Consider the following 14650-nt stretch of genomic DNA (forward strand, 5'->3'; position numbering starts at 1 on the left):
CGCATACATCACCGCTCAAGGAGGAGCCGCCCATGAACCGCGCCGTCGCAACCGGGTCGATCGCACTCACCCTGGCGTCTGCGCTCACCCTCACCGCCTGTGGCGGTTCGGGTGGCGCGGGCGTGGCAGCAGACGCCAAGCAGACCCTGACCGTGTGGGCGATGGGCACGGAGGGGGAGAAGCTCGGCGACGTCGCCAAGGAGTACGAGAAGTCGCACTCCAACATCAAGGTCAAGATCACCCCGATCGGCTGGGACGTGGCCCACCAGAAGCTGGTCGCCGCTGCCGCCGCCGGGAAGCTGCCCGACGTGATGCAGATGGGCGGGAGCTACCTGGGCGAGTTCGCCGACATGGGCGTCCTGGAGCCGGTCGACACCAAGACCTTCCGCGAGGGCGACTTCTTCCCCGCCGCCTGGCAGCAGGGCTCCTACGACGGCAAGACCTACGGGGTCCCCTGGTACGTCGACACCCGCGTGCTCTTCTACCGCACCGACCTCGCCACCAAGGCAGGCATCAAGAAGGCCCCGGCCACCATGGCCGAACTCCAGAGCGCCGCCGAGGCCTACCAGAAGAAGGCCGACACCAAGTGGGGCCTGTCCATCCAGCCGGGCGGACTCGACACCGTACAGAGCTTCTACCAGTTCCTGTACTCCGCCGGCGGCGCCATCATCGACGACAACGGCAAGGCCGTCGTGAACTCCGACGCGGCCGTCAAGGCGCTGGAGAACTACGGCAGTTACTTCGACAAGGGCCTCAGCGAGAAGTCCGTACGCCCCGGCTACGACGTCACCAAGGACTTCAACTCCGGTGCCGTGCCCATGTTCTTCGGCGGCCCCTGGTTCACCAACCTCCTCGACGAGAACTACCCCGACATCAAGGGCAAGTGGGCCGTCGCCCCCGTCCCCGCCGACGAGGCGTCCGTGTCCATGGCCGGCGGATCCAGCCTGGCCGTCTCCGCCGACAGTGACCACAAGGCCGCGGCCAAGGAGCTCGTCTCCTACCTGACCGGAGCCAAGGGCCAGGCCGACTGGTTCGAGCGCACCAACGACCTGCCGGCCAACACGGCGGCCTGGAAGACCGGCGAACTCGCCTCCGACCCCACCATGCAGGTGTGGCGGAAGCAGATGGACACCGCCCGCACCATCCCCTCCCAGCCCAAGCTGACCGAGATCACCTCCAAGGTGGACACGGCCATCGAGTCGGTCACTCAGGGCAAGTCCTCCGCGAAGGCCGCGCTGGACAAGGCCCAGTCCGAGATCGAAGGCCTCGTGCAGTAGAAGGCAGTAGGAGAGCGTCCCCTCATGTCCCTCACCACAGGACCCGCCGTCCCCCAGGCGGCCGTCGACAAGAGTCCCGACAGCGGCGGGAAATCCGGTCGCACCCGCCGGGGCCGCCGCTCACTGAGCAAGCACAATCTGACCGGATGGCTGTTCTCCACGCCGTTCCTGGTGCTGTTCGGCGTCTTCATGCTCTTCCCGATCGTCGCCACGCTCCTGATGAGCTTCACCGACTTCGGCGCCCGCAACGTCACCCGCCCGCTGGAGGCGGAGTTCGTCGGCCTGGACAACTACACCCAGCTCTTTCAGGACGACAAGTTCCTCAAGGCCCTGTTCAACACCGCCTACTTCGTGGTCGTCGGCGTCCCCGCGACCATCGTCCTCGGACTGCTGGCGGCGATCCTGCTGAACAACGGCATCGACCGGGCCCGTACGTTGTTCAGGGTCGGCTTCTACGCGCCGGTCGTCACGACCATCGTCGCCGTGGCCGTCGTCTGGCGCTTCGTGCTCGACCCTTCCGACGGGCTGATCGCCTCCCTCGCCTCCGAAGTCGGCCTGACCGCACCGGACTTCCTCGGCTCGGAGACCTGGGCCATGCCGTCCCTGATCACCATGGCCGTATGGCGCAACCTCGGCACCGTGATGGTGCTGTGCATCGCCGGCCTCCAGGCGATCCCGGCCGAGGTCCGCGAGGCGGCCCGCCTCGACGGCGCCGGTGCCTGGCAGGAACTGCGCGGCATCACCGTCCCGTTGCTGCGGCCCACCCTGCTGTACGCCACGGTCATCACCACCATCGGCTATCTCAACGTCTTCGAGGAGCCCTTCGTGATGACCCAGGGCGGTCCCTCCGACTCCACGCTGACGGTGTCGCTCGACATGTACCGCGAGGGCTTCAACTTCTTCCACATGGGCTACGCCAGCGCCATGGCATACGTCCTGTTCGTCGTGATCATGGGCATCACGGTGCTCCAGCTCCGACTGCTGAAGGACAACACCCGATGACCGCCGACACGGCCACCAAGGCCCGGACCCGCCGCCGCACCGGACGGATGCGCACCCCGCTGCTCTACACGATCGCCTCGGTCGCACTGCTGGTGATGGCCGCCCCGTTCCTGTGGATGGCGCTGTCCGCTTTCAAGACGAAGCAGGACCTCACGGCGAGCCCGCCCGTGTGGATCCCCTCCCGGTGGACGCTGGACAACTTCGCGGCCCTGCTCGACCAGCTCGACATGCCGCAGTACTTCCTCAACTCGCTGATCGTGGCCGTCCTGGTGACCGTCAGCAACCTGCTGTTCTGCTCCATGCTCGGCTACGCGCTGGCCAAGCTCGACTTCACCGGGCGCTCCAAGGTCTTCGCGATCGTGCTCGCCGCCCTGATGGTCCCCGGCAACCTCATGATCCTGCCGCTGTACGTGCTCATGAACGGCCTCGGCCTGATCGACACGTACGCCGGACTCGTACTGCCCTTCGCAGCGGGCGCGTTCGGGGTGTTCCTGATGCGCCAGTTCATGCTCTCCGTGCCCGACGAATTGCTGGAGGCGGCCCGCCTCGACGGCGCGGGGGAGTGGTACATCTTCTGGCGGATCGTGATCCCGCTGGTCAAGCCCGCCCTCGCGACCCTGACGATCTTCACCTTCCTCGGCTCCTGGAACAACTTCATCTGGCCCCTGATCGCCACCAACGACCCGGACAAGTACACCCTGCCGGTGGCGTTGGCGACCTTCGCCAATGATCCCAACCGCACGGTCGGGGGCGGCAACGGCATGCTCATGGCCGGCTCACTCCTCGTCGTACTTCCGGTCCTGGCCGTCTTCATCGTCCTGCAACGGCACTTCACGCAGGGCATCGCCACCGCGGGCCTGAAGTAGCGCCGCCCGGCGCCTCTTCCCTCGGCCTTCCCGCACCCGCTTCTCCCGGCCTCCCGCACCCGCCGGTCGCTTCGCCGCGCCCACCGGGCCGGTCGCCGTGCCACCACCCCCACATCAGAAGGACAGAAACGGACGATGACGCACACCACCACCCGCTTCCCCGACGGCTTCCTGTGGGGCGCCTCCACCGCCGCCCACCAGATCGAGGGCAACAACGTCAACAGCGACTGGTGGCGCAAGGAGCACGACCCCGCGGCCGGGATCGCCGAGCCCAGCCTGGACGCCTGCGACAGCTACCACCGCTGGGAGCAGGACATGGACCTGCTCGCCGAACTGGGCTTCACCGACTACCGGTTCAGCATCGAGTGGGCACGCATCGAGCCGGTCCGCGGCACCTTCTCCCGCGCCGAGATCGCCCACTACCGCCGTATGGTCGACGGGGCTCTCGCCCGCGGGCTGCGTCCCATGGTGACCTTGCACCACTTCACCGTTCCGCAGTGGTTCGAGGACTTCGGCGGCTGGACCGCCGACGGCGCCGTCGACCTCTTCGCCCGTTACGTCGAGGAGTGCGCGCCCGTCATCGCCGACGGCGTACGGCACGTGTGCACCATCAACGAGCCGAACATGATCGCCGTCATGGCAGGAGCCGCGAAGGCCGGGGACAAGGGCTTCCCGCCCGCGGGCCTGCCCACTCCCGACGAGGAGACCACCCGCGCGGTGATCGCCGCACACCAGGCCGCCGTCAAGACCATCCGTGCCCAGCACCCCGACGTCGAGGTCGGCTGGACCATCGCCAACCAGGTCTACCAGGCCCTGCCCGGCGCCGAGCAGGTCACGGCCGACTACCGCCACCCCCGCGAGGACGTCTTCATCGAGGCCGCCCGTGGCGACGACTGGATCGGCGTGCAGTCCTACACCCGAACCAAGATCGCCTCCGAAGGTCCCGTCCCGGCCCCCGACGACGTCGAACGCACCCTCACACAGTGGGAGTACTACCCGACCGCCGTCGGCCACGCCCTGCGCCACACCGCCGAAGTCATCGGCGACGACACACCCCTGATCGTCACCGAGAACGGCATCGCCACCGCGGACGACAGCCGTCGCGTCGACTACTACACCGGCGCCCTCGGGGCGGTCGCCGCCGCCATCGAGGACGGCCTGAACGTCCAGGGCTACCTTGCGTGGAGCGCCCTGGACAACTACGAATGGGGCTCCTTCAAGCCGACCTTCGGACTGATCGCCGTGGACCCGACCACCTTCGAGCGCACCGCGAAGCCGTCCGCCGTCTGGCTCGGCGGCCTGGGCCGCGACCGCGCCCTGCCGCGCGCCGAGTCCTGACGCCTCTCAAGACCCGGGAGCCGGCCGGCACCTGACACCGGCCGGCTCCCGCCTCCTCTCGCACGCGTACGAACGCGCCCCTCCCGCACCCACCACAACCCGGCACCACCGAACCACCGAACCGCCGCATCACCGCGCACCACGGACACGCACCTTTCCGCCTGCCTGCCTTCCCACAGCACAGGAGTCAGAGCCGCATGAACCGTCGTAGCTTCCTCATCACCGCCGCCGCGTCCACCGCCGCGGCCACCTGCGCCACGTCCCTCACCGCAACTACCGCCACCGCGGCCAACGCCGCCCCAGCCGTACGGACCGACACCGAACGCCGTCTGTTGCGCGACTGGTTCGTCGCGACCCACCGCTCCATGGAGGCCATGACGACTGAATTCGGCCTGGCCGCCGACAAGATCGACGTCAGCGGGAGTGGCACGCCGGTACCGTCCGCGCAGACCTCGCCGACCAACATCGGCTGCGGCCTGTGGTCCACCGTCGCAGCCGCCGGACTGGGCGTCATCTCCGCCGCCACCATGCGCAGTCGGCTGGCCCGCACGGTCGCCGCCGTGGAACGACTGGAGCGAGCCCACGGCTTCTGGTTCAACTGGTATGACGCGCACGACGGTTCACTGCTGACGACCTGGCCGGAGACCGGCGACCCAGTGCGTCCGTTCCTGTCCAGCGTCGACAACGCGTGGCTGGTGACCGGCCTGCGCATCGCCGCGCACGCCCACCCGGGCCTGCGCCCCCGCATCGCCGCCCTCCTCGCCGACGCCGACTGGTCGTACTACTACACCCCCTACGACCCGGCCGACCCGGTCGCCGGCCCCGGACAACTGCGAGGCGGCTTCTGGCCGGACAAGCCGGGCAAGGGCGAACCCACCGGCCACCACTACGGCGCCCTCAACACCGAGCCCCGTATGGCCAGTTACCTCGGCATCGCCGACGGCTCACTGCCCGGCGAGCACTACTGGCACCTGATGCGCACCCTGCTCCCGGGCATGGGCCAGGAGCAGGAACCGCAGGGCGAGTACGTCGAGATCGACGGCGTACGCGTCTGGGAGGGCCACTACACCTACCGCGGCCGGAAGCTCGTCCCCACCTGGGGTGGCTCCATGTTCGAGGCACTGATGGTCCCGCTGTTCGTGCCCGAATCGGAGTGGTCCCCACGCGCCTGGGGCACCACCCACCGCCGTTACGTCCGCAGCCAGATCGAACACGGCCTGATCGAGGAGGATTACGGCTACTGGGGCTTCTCCCCGGCCTCCATCCCCGCCGGCGGCTATCGCGAATACGGCGTCGACGCGATAGGCATGCAGGAGGACGGCTACAACTCCCTGGGCGTCGTCACCCCGCACGCCTCCTTCCTCGCCCTGCCCCAGGCCCCGACCGAGGCCCTCACCAACCTCCGCGCCCTCGACCGCGCCTTCGGCGCCTACGACGACCGCTACGGCTTCCGCGACGCCGTCGACGTCACCACCGGCCGCGTAAGCGACTTCGTCCTCGCCCTCGACCAAGGCATGATCACCGCAGCCATCGCCCAACACCTGCACCCGGGCCTGCTCCAGACACCGTTCCGCACGGGGGGCTTCCGCACTCGGGTACGCCCGCTGTTGGGCAAGGAGCGGTTCTCCCTCTAGACGGGAGGGGCATTGTCAGGGCCTCCGACTGGCCGGACTGCCGATGATGGTCGCACTAGCTCCGCGTGACGTCCCTGACGAACACGATGCCGTCGCTGTTCGCCAGGTGGGCCGGGTCGAACGGGGCGTAGCCGAACCAGGGGGAGACGCGGGGTGCGGGGGGTGTGTCGGCGAGGGTGGTGGTCAGTTGTGGGGGGTTGATGACGTAGCGGTCGTCCGGGAGTTCATAGAGGAGGCCTTCGAGGGTGTTCGGTGGTGGGGTGTCCACTCCCTGGTGGCGGATCGTGCCGAGGGCCGTGGACACGAAGGCGTACTCCTTGCCGAGTTGGGCGCTCACCAGGGCACCGGCGCTCCACCACTCCACCCGGCCCTGCCACATCTGCATGGAGCTCTTCTCCCGCTGGAGATGGGAGTTCTGGGCGTGGAGGAGTGCTGGTCCCCGGGCGGCGAGGGCCAGGAGGTTGTGGGACATCATCAGGTCCCGCAGCGCGCACAGCCGTGTCATGCGGGCGGGGGAGGGGTCGGCCATCCAGTGGTGGTAGCGCAGGAGGCCGGTCGCGGTTCGTGCGTACAGGCGTGCGCGGTCCAAGTCGTCCCGCGAGGTCGTCGTGATCAGGTGTGGTGTCTGCGCGTCCAGCAGCGCCACCAGGTCGTCGGCGAGGAGTCGTAGTCGACCGGCCTCGGCGGACTGCCCCATGGACTGGGACGGGTCCATCATCGCGGCGGGATTCGTCCACCGGTCGTCGGCGCCGAGCAGGCCGTCGAGTGTTTCCGCGGTGCAGGGGAGCAGGCCCGCGTCCACCCGGGCCGTGAGGTAGGCGTGGAGTGCGGTGAGGGCCTGCCGGGGGCTCGCGGCGGCGGTGATCTCCAGCGGGCCGTCGAAACCGGCGAAGTGGAGCCGCTCGGACGCGGGCCTGCCCTCGTTGTGGGCGCGCATCCAGCGCACGAGCTCGCGGTTGCCCGCGGACGCGCCCCAACCGTGGCTGAACCCGTGCTCCATGACCTCGTCGAGAGTGCCTGTGCCCGAGGCGACGTAGTCGTCCACGACCAGGCCCATCATGCAGTCGCTCTCGATCGCGATCGTCGTGTAGCCCTCATGCTCGACGAGCTGCCGGAAGAGTTCGTTGCGCAGGTCGAGCAGCGTGTCCTCGCCGTGGGTGGGCTCGCCCAGCGCGAGCAGCCGGGGACGGGTCGGAAGCAGCCTCATGACGGCGGCAGCGTCGAAGGCGTGGACGGCGTCCTTGATGTCAGTAGCCATGCCTTAAACGGTATCGTTGAACCTCCGGTTGAAACTTGTGCGCGATATCGGCAGGGACATGGGGAGAAACCTTCAAAACAGCGGGCGGCTCAGGCCGGTTGATCTCGCGCGCGGGCACGGTCTGTCCACGCAGGCGGTCAGAAACTACGAGGAGGCCGGCATCCTCCCGGCCGCTGACCGCACACCCACCGGCTACCGCACCTATACCTCTCTGCACGCGGGGGCCCTGCGCGCGTTTCTCGCCCTCGTGCCCGGCCACGGCCATCAGACGGCGACGTCGATCATGCGGGCCGTGAACCAGGGCGCGATCGATGAGGCGTTCCGTCTCATCGATGACAGCCACGCCCAGCTCCTCGACGACCGGCGGACCCTCCAGACCGTGGAGAGCGCCCTCCGCGACCTGGAGCCCACCACGGCGTACGGGAGCGATGCGGGCGCTGGACCCGACGCGAGCCCCGGGCCCGTCGACAGGTTCATCGGGCCGCTGGCGGAAGAACTCGGGATCCGGCCCGCGACCCTGCGCAAATGGGAGCGCGCCGGGCTGGTGCGCCCACGCCGCGACGCGCTGACCGGGTACCGCGTCTACGACGAGTCCGACATACGGGATGCCCGGCTGTCCCACCAACTCAGGCGGGGCGGCTACCTGTTGGAGCAGATCGCCCCGCTGATCGCCCAGGTGCGGTCGGCCGGCGGGCTGGGGCCGCTGGAGGCCGCGCTGTCCGACTGGCGAGGACGGGTATCGACCCGCGGGCGCGCGATGCTGACCGGGGCCGCCGAGCTGGAGGCGTACCTCCGCGAGCGCGGATGAGCCTGACGTGGCCGCGTCGTCGCGAGCCAGGTCGTCAGCGGCGTCGTAGTGCCGGGTCGAGCAGGGCCGGCGGAGTGTCGTTCTTCTCGTGTGCGGCCAGGTCGACTCCGGGGGCGACGATGGTGTCGATGGCGTCCAGCACGTCGGCCGTGAGCACGGTGTCGGCCGCGGCGAGCTGCGAGCGCAGATGGTCCAGCGTGCGGGGACCGATGAGCGCGCTGGTCACGGCGGGGTGGGCGGTCACGAATCCGAGCGCGAGCTGGATCATGGTCAGGCCGGCCTCGTCGGCGACTGCGGCCAGCCGCTCGACGGCGTCGAGCCTGGCCCGGTTGGAGGGGATGGCGGTGTCGAAGCGCTGCGGCATGAACGTCGAGCGGCTGGTGGCGATGTCCCGGCCCTCGCGGATCGCCCCCGACAGCCAGCCCGAGGCCAGCGGGCTCCATGCCAGCACTCCGAGCCCGTACTCCTCGGTCACGGGCAGGACGTGGGTCTCGATTCCGCGTTGCAGGATCGAGTAGCTGGGCTGTTCGGTGACGTAGCGGCTCAGGTGGTGCTCGCGGGCGGCCCACTGTGCCTGCACGATCCGGTACGCCGGAAAGGTCGAGGAGCCGAAGTAGCGGATCTTTCCCGCGCGTTGGAGGTCGGTCAGGGCCGACAGCGTCTCCTCGTCGCTGGTCGTCGGGTCCCACCGGTGGATCTGGTAGAGATCGACGTGATCGACACCGAGGCGGCGCAGACTGTTGTCCAGCGAGGTGACCAGCCAGCGGCGTGAGCTGCCCCGATGGTTGCGCTCGTCGCCCATCGGCAGGGTCGCCTTCGTGGCCAGCACGAGGTCGTCGCGGCGGCCGGCGATGGCCTTGCCGACCATCTCCTCGGACTCGCCGCCGCTGTACGCGTCAGCCGTGTCGATGACATTGATTCCGCCCTCGATGGCGGCGTCGACGACAGCGGTGACCTCCTCCTGCGTGGTGCGCCCGATCCTGCCGAAGTTCATCGCGCCGAGCGCGAGGGAGCTGACCTGCACACCGGTGCGGCCCAAGGTGCGGTACTGCATGACCGTGATCCTCCATTGCGGGTGAAGCGTGGTGTCACTGCATGGCTTGGTTGTGAGGCCCCCGCTCTGGCATCATGAGCAAACGGAACCTCGTTCCGGAAAGATACGGAACAGTGTTCCGTTTGGCAAGCTCGACGGCGGAGGGTGGCGCGGTGAACGACAGCGACGAGGGCACGGGGCGTGCGGCCCAGTCCAAGCGGAAGGACGCCCGGCGCAACAAGGAGACCCTGCTCGACGCGGCCGCCGCGGTCTTCGTCACGTCGGGTGTGGAGGCGCCGGTACGTGACATCGCGGCCAAGGCGGGCGTCGGGCTGGGCACGATCTACCGCCACTTCCCGACTCGGGCGGATCTCGTCATCGCCGTGTACCGGCACCAGGTCGAGGCCTGCGCCGAGGCCGGCCCGGCCCTGCTGGAGAGCAGCCCGACACCGCACGCCGCCCTCGGGCAGTGGGTCGATCTCTTCGTCGACTTCCTGGTCACCAAGCACGGACTCGCGGCCGCGCTGCAGACCGACAACGCCGGTTTCGAAACGCTGCACTCCTACTTCCTCGACCGCCTTCTGCCGGTCTGCACCCAGCTCCTCGACGCTGCCGCCGCCTCCGGCGAGATCCGCTCCGACCTCACCGCCTACCAGCTCATGCGCGGCGTCGGAAACCTCTGCATCGGCGCCGACAGCGATTCCCGCTACGACGCACGCCGACTGGTCGAACTCCTCGTCGCGGGCCTACGTCAGCCGCACTGATCGTGGCAGCCGTGGATGCCGGGGCCTCGGGCGGCCGAGGGTGCTCCCTGCCGCGATGAGTTTCGGCGGCGTCGCGAGTCTGTTCTGGTGAGCGTCGGCGACGTCGTATGGATGTCGCATGGCACTGCCCCGGCACGAGACACCACGGAGGACACCATGACGACCACGCCCGGCACCGCGAGCAGCGACCTCCCCGGCAAGCCGCCGGTCGTCGACCTCGCCACCTGGCAGACCGCCCGTGACGAGCTGCTCGTCCGCGAGAAGGCGCACACCCGTGAGGGCGACGCGATCGCCGCTGCCCGGCGGAGGCTGCCGATGGTGGAGCTCGACGGAACGGTCGAGGTCGTCGGAGCCGACGGCCCGGTCCCGTTCCTGGACCTGTTCCAGGGGCGCGACGAGCTCGTGGTCTACCAGCACATGTGGTACGACGGTGCGCCGCACCAGGGGCAGTGCGAGGGCTGCACCACCACGGCCTGGCATGTGAAGGACGCCGTCTATCTCAACGCCCGGGGCGTCTCGTTCGCCGTCCTGACCTCGGGTCCGTGGGACGAGGTGGCCTCGTACGTCGAGTTCATGGGTTACACCCAGCCCTGGTACTCGGTACGGGGCGTGGCGGCGCCGGTCGGCGGAGGCATGGGGCACATCGCCTGCTTCCTGCGCGACGGCGACCGCGTGTTCCTCACCTACTCCACGACGGGCCGGGGCAACGAGCCGGTCAACGGGTCCCTCAGCCTGCTCGACATGACTCCCTACGGCCGCGGCGAGGCGTGGGAGGACAACCCCGAGGGCCGGTCCGTGATCGGCGAAGTCCGCGAGGGGCACCCGTCCGTCGGCCAACAGGCCTGCTGGTACTGGCGCTCGGACGCCGACGGCACCGCCACCTGGGGCCCGACCAGCCGACCCGTGCCCCAGTGGACCCGCCCCGGCGCGACCCCGGCGGAGACCCTCGGCCGCCAGGGCGACCACCACTGACGCGCCTACGTGGACACGCCGACCGGCTGGGTCAGTGGAAGGAGTTGCTTCGAGCCGACTCCTGCCGCTGCTCGTGCTGCTCGTTCCAGAGGTCGGCGAGCTCGCCGAGTGCGCTGTTGAAGCGGCCGAGCTCCCAGAGCAGGTAGACGCTGGCTCCGGCGAACGGGATCCACTCACCCCATCCGAAGATGAGAACCGGCATGTACAGCTGGCCGGCCAGGACGAAGAACTTGACGAAGACCTCGGCCGCGTACGTCTGCTTGCGGCCGACGGTGACGTGCTCTCCGCGGCCGTTGGTCCACTGCAGGCGCGATCTCATGGCTACTCCCTATGGGCTCCGGAGGGACATCATGCCGTCCGTCGCTCGGTGAGTGCCAGTGCGGAATGAGGCCGGTTGGGACCGCGACACAGGCGACTACGATCACGGTGCGCAGGGGCCAGAAATCTGTTTGAACCCGGAGCGCTCCGGACACGTACGGTCAACTGGGGGCTTTACCAGCATCCTGCGGTCCATGGCCCCCTGATTCCGTAGTGACACTTTCGAGGAGTACCGATGACCACCACTCCGCGCCTCGGCGACTGGCTGACGACGCGCCAGCCGTTCGTGCTGGGCCTTTTCCGCATGGTCCTTGGCCTGTTGTTCGCCAGCGAGGGCGCTGCCACGGTCTTCGGGGTGCTCGACAGGAAGGCCAGCCCGACGGGTGACTGGCCCTTCTGGTACGCCGGAGTGATCGAGTTGGTGTGCGGCGTTCTGGTTCTCCTCGGTGTCGCGACCCGCAGTGCCGCGTTCCTCAGCTCGGGCATCATGGCGTTCGCGTACTTCACGGAGCACCAGCAGGACGGCCTGTTCCCCTTGCAGAACGGGGGACTTGCGCCGGTGCTCTTCTGCTGGGGATTCCTGCTCATCGTGTTCTCCGGCCCCGGTGCCTTCTCCCTGGCGGGACTGGTCGGCCGCGGGAGCGGCGCACGTCCCGTCGCCCGCCCGGTGACCGAACAGGCCCGGTAGCGACGTCAGGTCACCAGTCCCTGGCGGTAGGCGTAGACGACCGCTTGGACGCGGTCCCGGAGATTGAGTTTGGCGAGGATGCGGGAGACGAAGGTCTTGACGGTCTCCGGGCTGATCACGAGGGTCGCGGCGATCTCGCTGTTGGAGAGGCCGTTGGCGATGAGCCGAAGCACCTCCAACTCGCGAGGGGTCAGCGGGATGTCGGGTGACGTGCCCTCGGAGGGCCGGATGCGGGCGGCGTACCTGCCCACGAGCCGACGCGTCACCTCGGGGTCCAGCAGTGCCGCGCCCGTGCCCACGGTGCGGATCCCGTGGAGCAGTTGGGCCGGCGGCGCGTCCTTGAGCAGGAACCCGCTGGCCCCCGCGCGCAGCGCCTCGTAGACGTACTCGTCCAGGTTGAACGTGGTCACCACGAGCACCTTGACGGGATGCGGCACCCCGGCCCCGGCCAGCAGACGGGTGGCCTCGATGCCGTCCAGCACCGGCATGCGGACGTCCATCACCACGACGTCCGGGTGCACTTGGCCGGCGAGGTCGACCGCGGCCCGGCCGTCACCGCACTCGCCGGCCACCTCCATGTCGGGCTGGGCGCCGATGATCGTCACCAGCCCGGTGCGGATCAGCACCTGGTCGTCGCAGACCAGGACCCGGATCGGTGCGGTCACGACGGGCTCCCCGCGGGTATCCGCGCCCGCACGACGAAGCCACCGGCCTTCTGCCGGCCCGCGCTGAAGTCACCGCCCAGGACGTCCACCCGTTCGCGGAGACCGGCCAGGCCCCGCCCGCTCCCGCCGGGGGAGCCGGCCCCCGAGCCGGAACCGTCCGTACTGACCTCCACGGTGATCTCCCTTTCGGCGTGGCGCACCTGGACCGAAGTACGGCTGCCGTGAGCATATTTGAGGGCGTTGGTCAGGGCCTCCTGCACGACCCGGTAGGCCACGAGGTCGGCGCTGCCGGTGGACTCCGCCGGTGTGCCCTCCTCGGTGAACTCCACCGGCTGACCGGCCCGGCGCGTCTGCTCCACCAGTGTGAGCAGTCTGCCGACCGACGGCGTTCTGGCCTCGGTGCCGTGGTCGGGATTGAGCAGGTCGAGCAGGTGCCGCAGGTCGGTGATGGCCCGCCGGCCGGTGTCGGAGACGGCGGTCAGGGTCTGGTCGAGGCGATCGGGTGAGGCGGTCAGATAGCGCGCCGCCTCGGCCTGTACGACCATCGCCGTCACATGATGGGTCACGACGTCGTGCAACTCGCTTGCGATGCGGGTGCGTTCGGCGGTGCGGGTGTCCTCGGCGATACGGCTGCGGCGCTCGGCATCCGCGACCCGCGTGGAGCGCAGCCACGCCCCGAAACCCCACGCGAGGACCATCGCAAGATAGAACGTCACGAATCCGCTCGGCGGCTCGCCCGAATCGAGCAGGAGGAGCGTGACCGCCAGCGGCACGTACGCCAGGGAGAAGGCGATCGCGGCGGCACGCCGGTGCCGTTCCAGATGGGCTCCCGCACTCAGCAGCGCGATCGGCAGCGCGGTGCCCGCGAACGAGTGGTAGCCGCGGATCTGGTCGATGGCGAAGCCGACCGACACGAGGGCGAGACAGACGACCGGCCACCGCCGGCGCACGGCGAGTGGGAAGCATTCGAGGGCGATCGCCACGAAGGCCAGTGCGTCGAAGGGGCGGTGCGGCAGATTGCCGATCTGCGTGCCGTAGAAACCCGGCAGGAACGACCCGGCGAGGCACAGCAATCCGATCGGGAGATCCCGGACCGTGACGTCGGCCCGGTGCCACCACTCCGGGGGCCGCCGAAGACTGATCATCGGGGGAGTGTAGCGGCGGTGTCGGTCCGCTCGGCGCGCCGACGGCGGGGCACCACATGGCCGCGCCGGTGGGCCATCCACATGAACGCGATCGTCGCCAGTACGCAGAACAGCACCGAGTACACGCTTCCCTCCGGGCCGAAGTCGCCGCCGGTGAGCAGCTTCGGGCCCGACATCGCGGAGTCCAGCAGCCCCTGGGGGGTGTCGTTGCCCGAGACCTCGGTGCTGAAGATGCCGGACGCGGCGAAGTTCCAGCCGAAGTGCAGGCCGATCGGCACCCACAGCCTGCGGGTGGCGACGTACGCGGCGGTGAGCATGCCGCCCGCCTCGATGGCGATGGCCGTGGCACCCCACACGCTGGCGTTCGGGTTGAACAGATGCGAGAGGCCGAACAGGGTGCCGGTCAGCACCAGCGCGATCCACGTGCCGATGCGTTCCTCGGTGATGCGGAACAGGACGCCGCGGAACAGCAGTTCCTCCGTCACCGCGGCGGCGGCCATGAAGCCGAACAGCCCCGCCGCGCCCGACACCGAGCCCAGACCGTCGACCTCGTAGTGCCCGGAGGTGAAGAGGTTCACCATCACGGCTCCGAACAGCGCGGCGCCGATCAGCGTTCCGCGGCCTGTCGCGGCCGGGGCGCCTTCCAGGGCCACCTCCGTGGACGGGCGGCGCTCGGTCCGCCGTACCACCCACCCGTAGACAAGCACCGCGAGCGCGGCTGTCGGGACGCCGACGGCCAGTTGGAGCCAGGGGTGGTCCTCCAACGCGGCAAGCGCCTGGCCGCCGATGAAAGCGACCGCCGCGACGGCCAGGAATTGCCAGACCAGTCTCATGAGAACTCCTACGTCAGAGCCGCGACCTGAGTGCCGCGGGCTGTGTAGA

At 69.4% G+C, this 14650-nt stretch carries 15 protein-coding genes; 9 read left to right on the plus strand and 6 right to left on the minus strand.

All coding sequences use genetic code 11. From position 1 onward, the window contains the following. Positions 1 to 32 precede the first annotated feature (32 nt). The 5 genes from ACN20J_RS47450 (at position 33) to ACN20J_RS47470 (ending at position 6117) form a co-directional block, all read left to right on the plus strand. Entirely contained in the window at positions 33 to 1277 is a 1245-nt protein-coding gene (locus ACN20J_RS47450; protein ID WP_419668524.1) for a sugar ABC transporter substrate-binding protein, read from the plus strand. Between the two features lie 24 nt (positions 1278 to 1301). Then, a complete protein-coding gene (locus tag ACN20J_RS47455) occupies positions 1302 to 2279 on the plus strand; it encodes a carbohydrate ABC transporter permease (protein ID WP_419668525.1) in 978 nt (325 codons plus the stop codon). Then, a complete protein-coding gene (locus ACN20J_RS47460) occupies positions 2276 to 3145 on the plus strand; it encodes a carbohydrate ABC transporter permease (RefSeq protein WP_419668526.1) in 870 nt (289 codons plus the stop codon). Before ACN20J_RS47455 ends, ACN20J_RS47460 begins: the two co-directional genes overlap by 4 nt. Before the next feature lie 135 nt (positions 3146 to 3280). Then, the gene (locus ACN20J_RS47465) at positions 3281 to 4483 is read left to right on the plus strand and encodes a glycoside hydrolase family 1 protein (RefSeq protein WP_361894329.1); all 1203 of its coding nucleotides are present in this window, start codon (positions 3281 to 3283) and stop codon (positions 4481 to 4483) included. 197 nt (positions 4484 to 4680) lie between these two features. Further along, the gene (locus tag ACN20J_RS47470; RefSeq protein WP_419668527.1) at positions 4681 to 6117 is read left to right on the plus strand and encodes a glucoamylase family protein; all 1437 of its coding nucleotides are present in this window, start codon (positions 4681 to 4683) and stop codon (positions 6115 to 6117) included. A 55-nt stretch (positions 6118 to 6172) separates the two neighbouring features. On the opposite strand, the gene ACN20J_RS47475 is transcribed toward ACN20J_RS47470, so the two are convergent. Continuing rightward, on the minus strand, positions 6173 to 7375 hold the full coding sequence (locus tag ACN20J_RS47475; protein WP_419668528.1) for an erythromycin esterase family protein: 1203 nt from the start codon (positions 7373 to 7375) through the stop codon (positions 6173 to 6175). A gap of 58 nt (positions 7376 to 7433) precedes the next feature. On the opposite strand from ACN20J_RS47475, the gene ACN20J_RS47480 reads away from it, so the two are divergent. Then, on the plus strand, positions 7434 to 8183 hold the full coding sequence (locus ACN20J_RS47480) for a TioE family transcriptional regulator (protein WP_419668529.1): 750 nt from the start codon (positions 7434 to 7436) through the stop codon (positions 8181 to 8183). 34 nt (positions 8184 to 8217) lie between these two features. Here the strand turns inward: ACN20J_RS47480 and ACN20J_RS47485 are convergent, their stop codons facing one another. Next, a complete protein-coding gene (locus ACN20J_RS47485) occupies positions 8218 to 9237 on the minus strand; it encodes an aldo/keto reductase (protein ID WP_189842490.1) in 1020 nt (339 codons plus the stop codon). A 152-nt stretch (positions 9238 to 9389) separates the two neighbouring features. On the opposite strand from ACN20J_RS47485, the gene ACN20J_RS47490 reads away from it, so the two are divergent. Further along, positions 9390 to 9980: a TetR/AcrR family transcriptional regulator gene (locus tag ACN20J_RS47490; RefSeq protein ID WP_189842584.1), complete on the plus strand. Its 591-nt coding sequence runs from the start codon at positions 9390 to 9392 to the stop codon at positions 9978 to 9980. Positions 9981 to 10136: 156 nt separating this feature from the next. Further along, complete coding sequence (locus ACN20J_RS47495) at positions 10137 to 10952, plus strand: DUF899 domain-containing protein (protein ID WP_361911155.1); 816 nt, start codon at positions 10137 to 10139, stop codon at positions 10950 to 10952. Positions 10953 to 10983: 31 nt separating this feature from the next. Here ACN20J_RS47495 and ACN20J_RS47500 read toward each other — a convergent pair whose 3' ends face one another. Then, on the minus strand, positions 10984 to 11271 hold the full coding sequence (locus tag ACN20J_RS47500; RefSeq protein ID WP_419668530.1) for a hypothetical protein: 288 nt from the start codon (positions 11269 to 11271) through the stop codon (positions 10984 to 10986). Positions 11272 to 11505: 234 nt separating this feature from the next. Here ACN20J_RS47500 and ACN20J_RS47505 point away from each other — a divergent pair, with 234 nt between their 5' ends. Then, positions 11506 to 11958 carry a DoxX family protein gene (locus ACN20J_RS47505; RefSeq protein ID WP_189842487.1) on the plus strand — a complete coding sequence of 151 codons (453 nt, stop codon included), beginning with the start codon at positions 11506 to 11508 and terminating at the stop codon, positions 11956 to 11958. 5 nt (positions 11959 to 11963) lie between these two features. On the opposite strand, the gene ACN20J_RS47510 is transcribed toward ACN20J_RS47505, so the two are convergent. From ACN20J_RS47510 to ACN20J_RS47520, 3 genes are read right to left on the minus strand one after another with little or no spacing between them, the layout of a single operon-like run. Next, on the minus strand, positions 11964 to 12623 hold the full coding sequence (locus ACN20J_RS47510) for a response regulator (RefSeq protein ID WP_189842486.1): 660 nt from the start codon (positions 12621 to 12623) through the stop codon (positions 11964 to 11966). After that, positions 12620 to 13768: a sensor histidine kinase gene (locus ACN20J_RS47515; protein ID WP_189842485.1), complete on the minus strand. Its 1149-nt coding sequence runs from the start codon at positions 13766 to 13768 to the stop codon at positions 12620 to 12622. The genes ACN20J_RS47510 and ACN20J_RS47515 overlap by 4 nt, the downstream gene beginning before the upstream one ends. Next, positions 13765 to 14601, minus strand: a complete 837-nt coding sequence (locus ACN20J_RS47520; protein WP_189842484.1) for a CPBP family intramembrane glutamic endopeptidase — start codon at positions 14599 to 14601, stop codon at positions 13765 to 13767. Before ACN20J_RS47520 ends, ACN20J_RS47515 begins: the two co-directional genes overlap by 4 nt. Positions 14602 to 14650: the final 49 nt, after the last annotated feature.

Origin of the sequence: Streptomyces sp. 2-1, from assembly GCF_048564895.1 — a bacterium.
GTDB lineage: Bacteria > Actinomycetota > Actinomycetes > Streptomycetales > Streptomycetaceae > Streptomyces > Streptomyces phaeochromogenes.

Coding starts and splice junctions, on each gene's coding strand:
- ACN20J_RS47495 (WP_361911155.1), top strand. CDS start 10,137: ATGACGACCACGCCCGGCACCGCGAGCAGCGACCTCCCCGGCAAGCCG.
- ACN20J_RS47450 (WP_419668524.1), top strand. CDS start 33: ATGAACCGCGCCGTCGCAACCGGGTCGATCGCACTCACCCTGGCGTCT.
- ACN20J_RS47485 (WP_189842490.1), bottom strand. CDS start 9,237: ATGCAGTACCGCACCTTGGGCCGCACCGGTGTGCAGGTCAGCTCCCTC.
- ACN20J_RS47515 (WP_189842485.1), bottom strand. CDS start 13,768: ATGATCAGTCTTCGGCGGCCCCCGGAGTGGTGGCACCGGGCCGACGTC.
- ACN20J_RS47455 (WP_419668525.1), top strand. CDS start 1,302: ATGTCCCTCACCACAGGACCCGCCGTCCCCCAGGCGGCCGTCGACAAG.
- ACN20J_RS47475 (WP_419668528.1), bottom strand. CDS start 7,375: ATGGCTACTGACATCAAGGACGCCGTCCACGCCTTCGACGCTGCCGCC.
- ACN20J_RS47465 (WP_361894329.1), top strand. CDS start 3,281: ATGACGCACACCACCACCCGCTTCCCCGACGGCTTCCTGTGGGGCGCC.
- ACN20J_RS47460 (WP_419668526.1), top strand. CDS start 2,276: ATGACCGCCGACACGGCCACCAAGGCCCGGACCCGCCGCCGCACCGGA.
- ACN20J_RS47470 (WP_419668527.1), top strand. CDS start 4,681: ATGAACCGTCGTAGCTTCCTCATCACCGCCGCCGCGTCCACCGCCGCG.
- ACN20J_RS47505 (WP_189842487.1), top strand. CDS start 11,506: ATGACCACCACTCCGCGCCTCGGCGACTGGCTGACGACGCGCCAGCCG.
- ACN20J_RS47500 (WP_419668530.1), bottom strand. CDS start 11,271: ATGAGATCGCGCCTGCAGTGGACCAACGGCCGCGGAGAGCACGTCACC.
- ACN20J_RS47520 (WP_189842484.1), bottom strand. CDS start 14,601: ATGAGACTGGTCTGGCAATTCCTGGCCGTCGCGGCGGTCGCTTTCATC.
- ACN20J_RS47480 (WP_419668529.1), top strand. CDS start 7,434: ATGGGGAGAAACCTTCAAAACAGCGGGCGGCTCAGGCCGGTTGATCTC.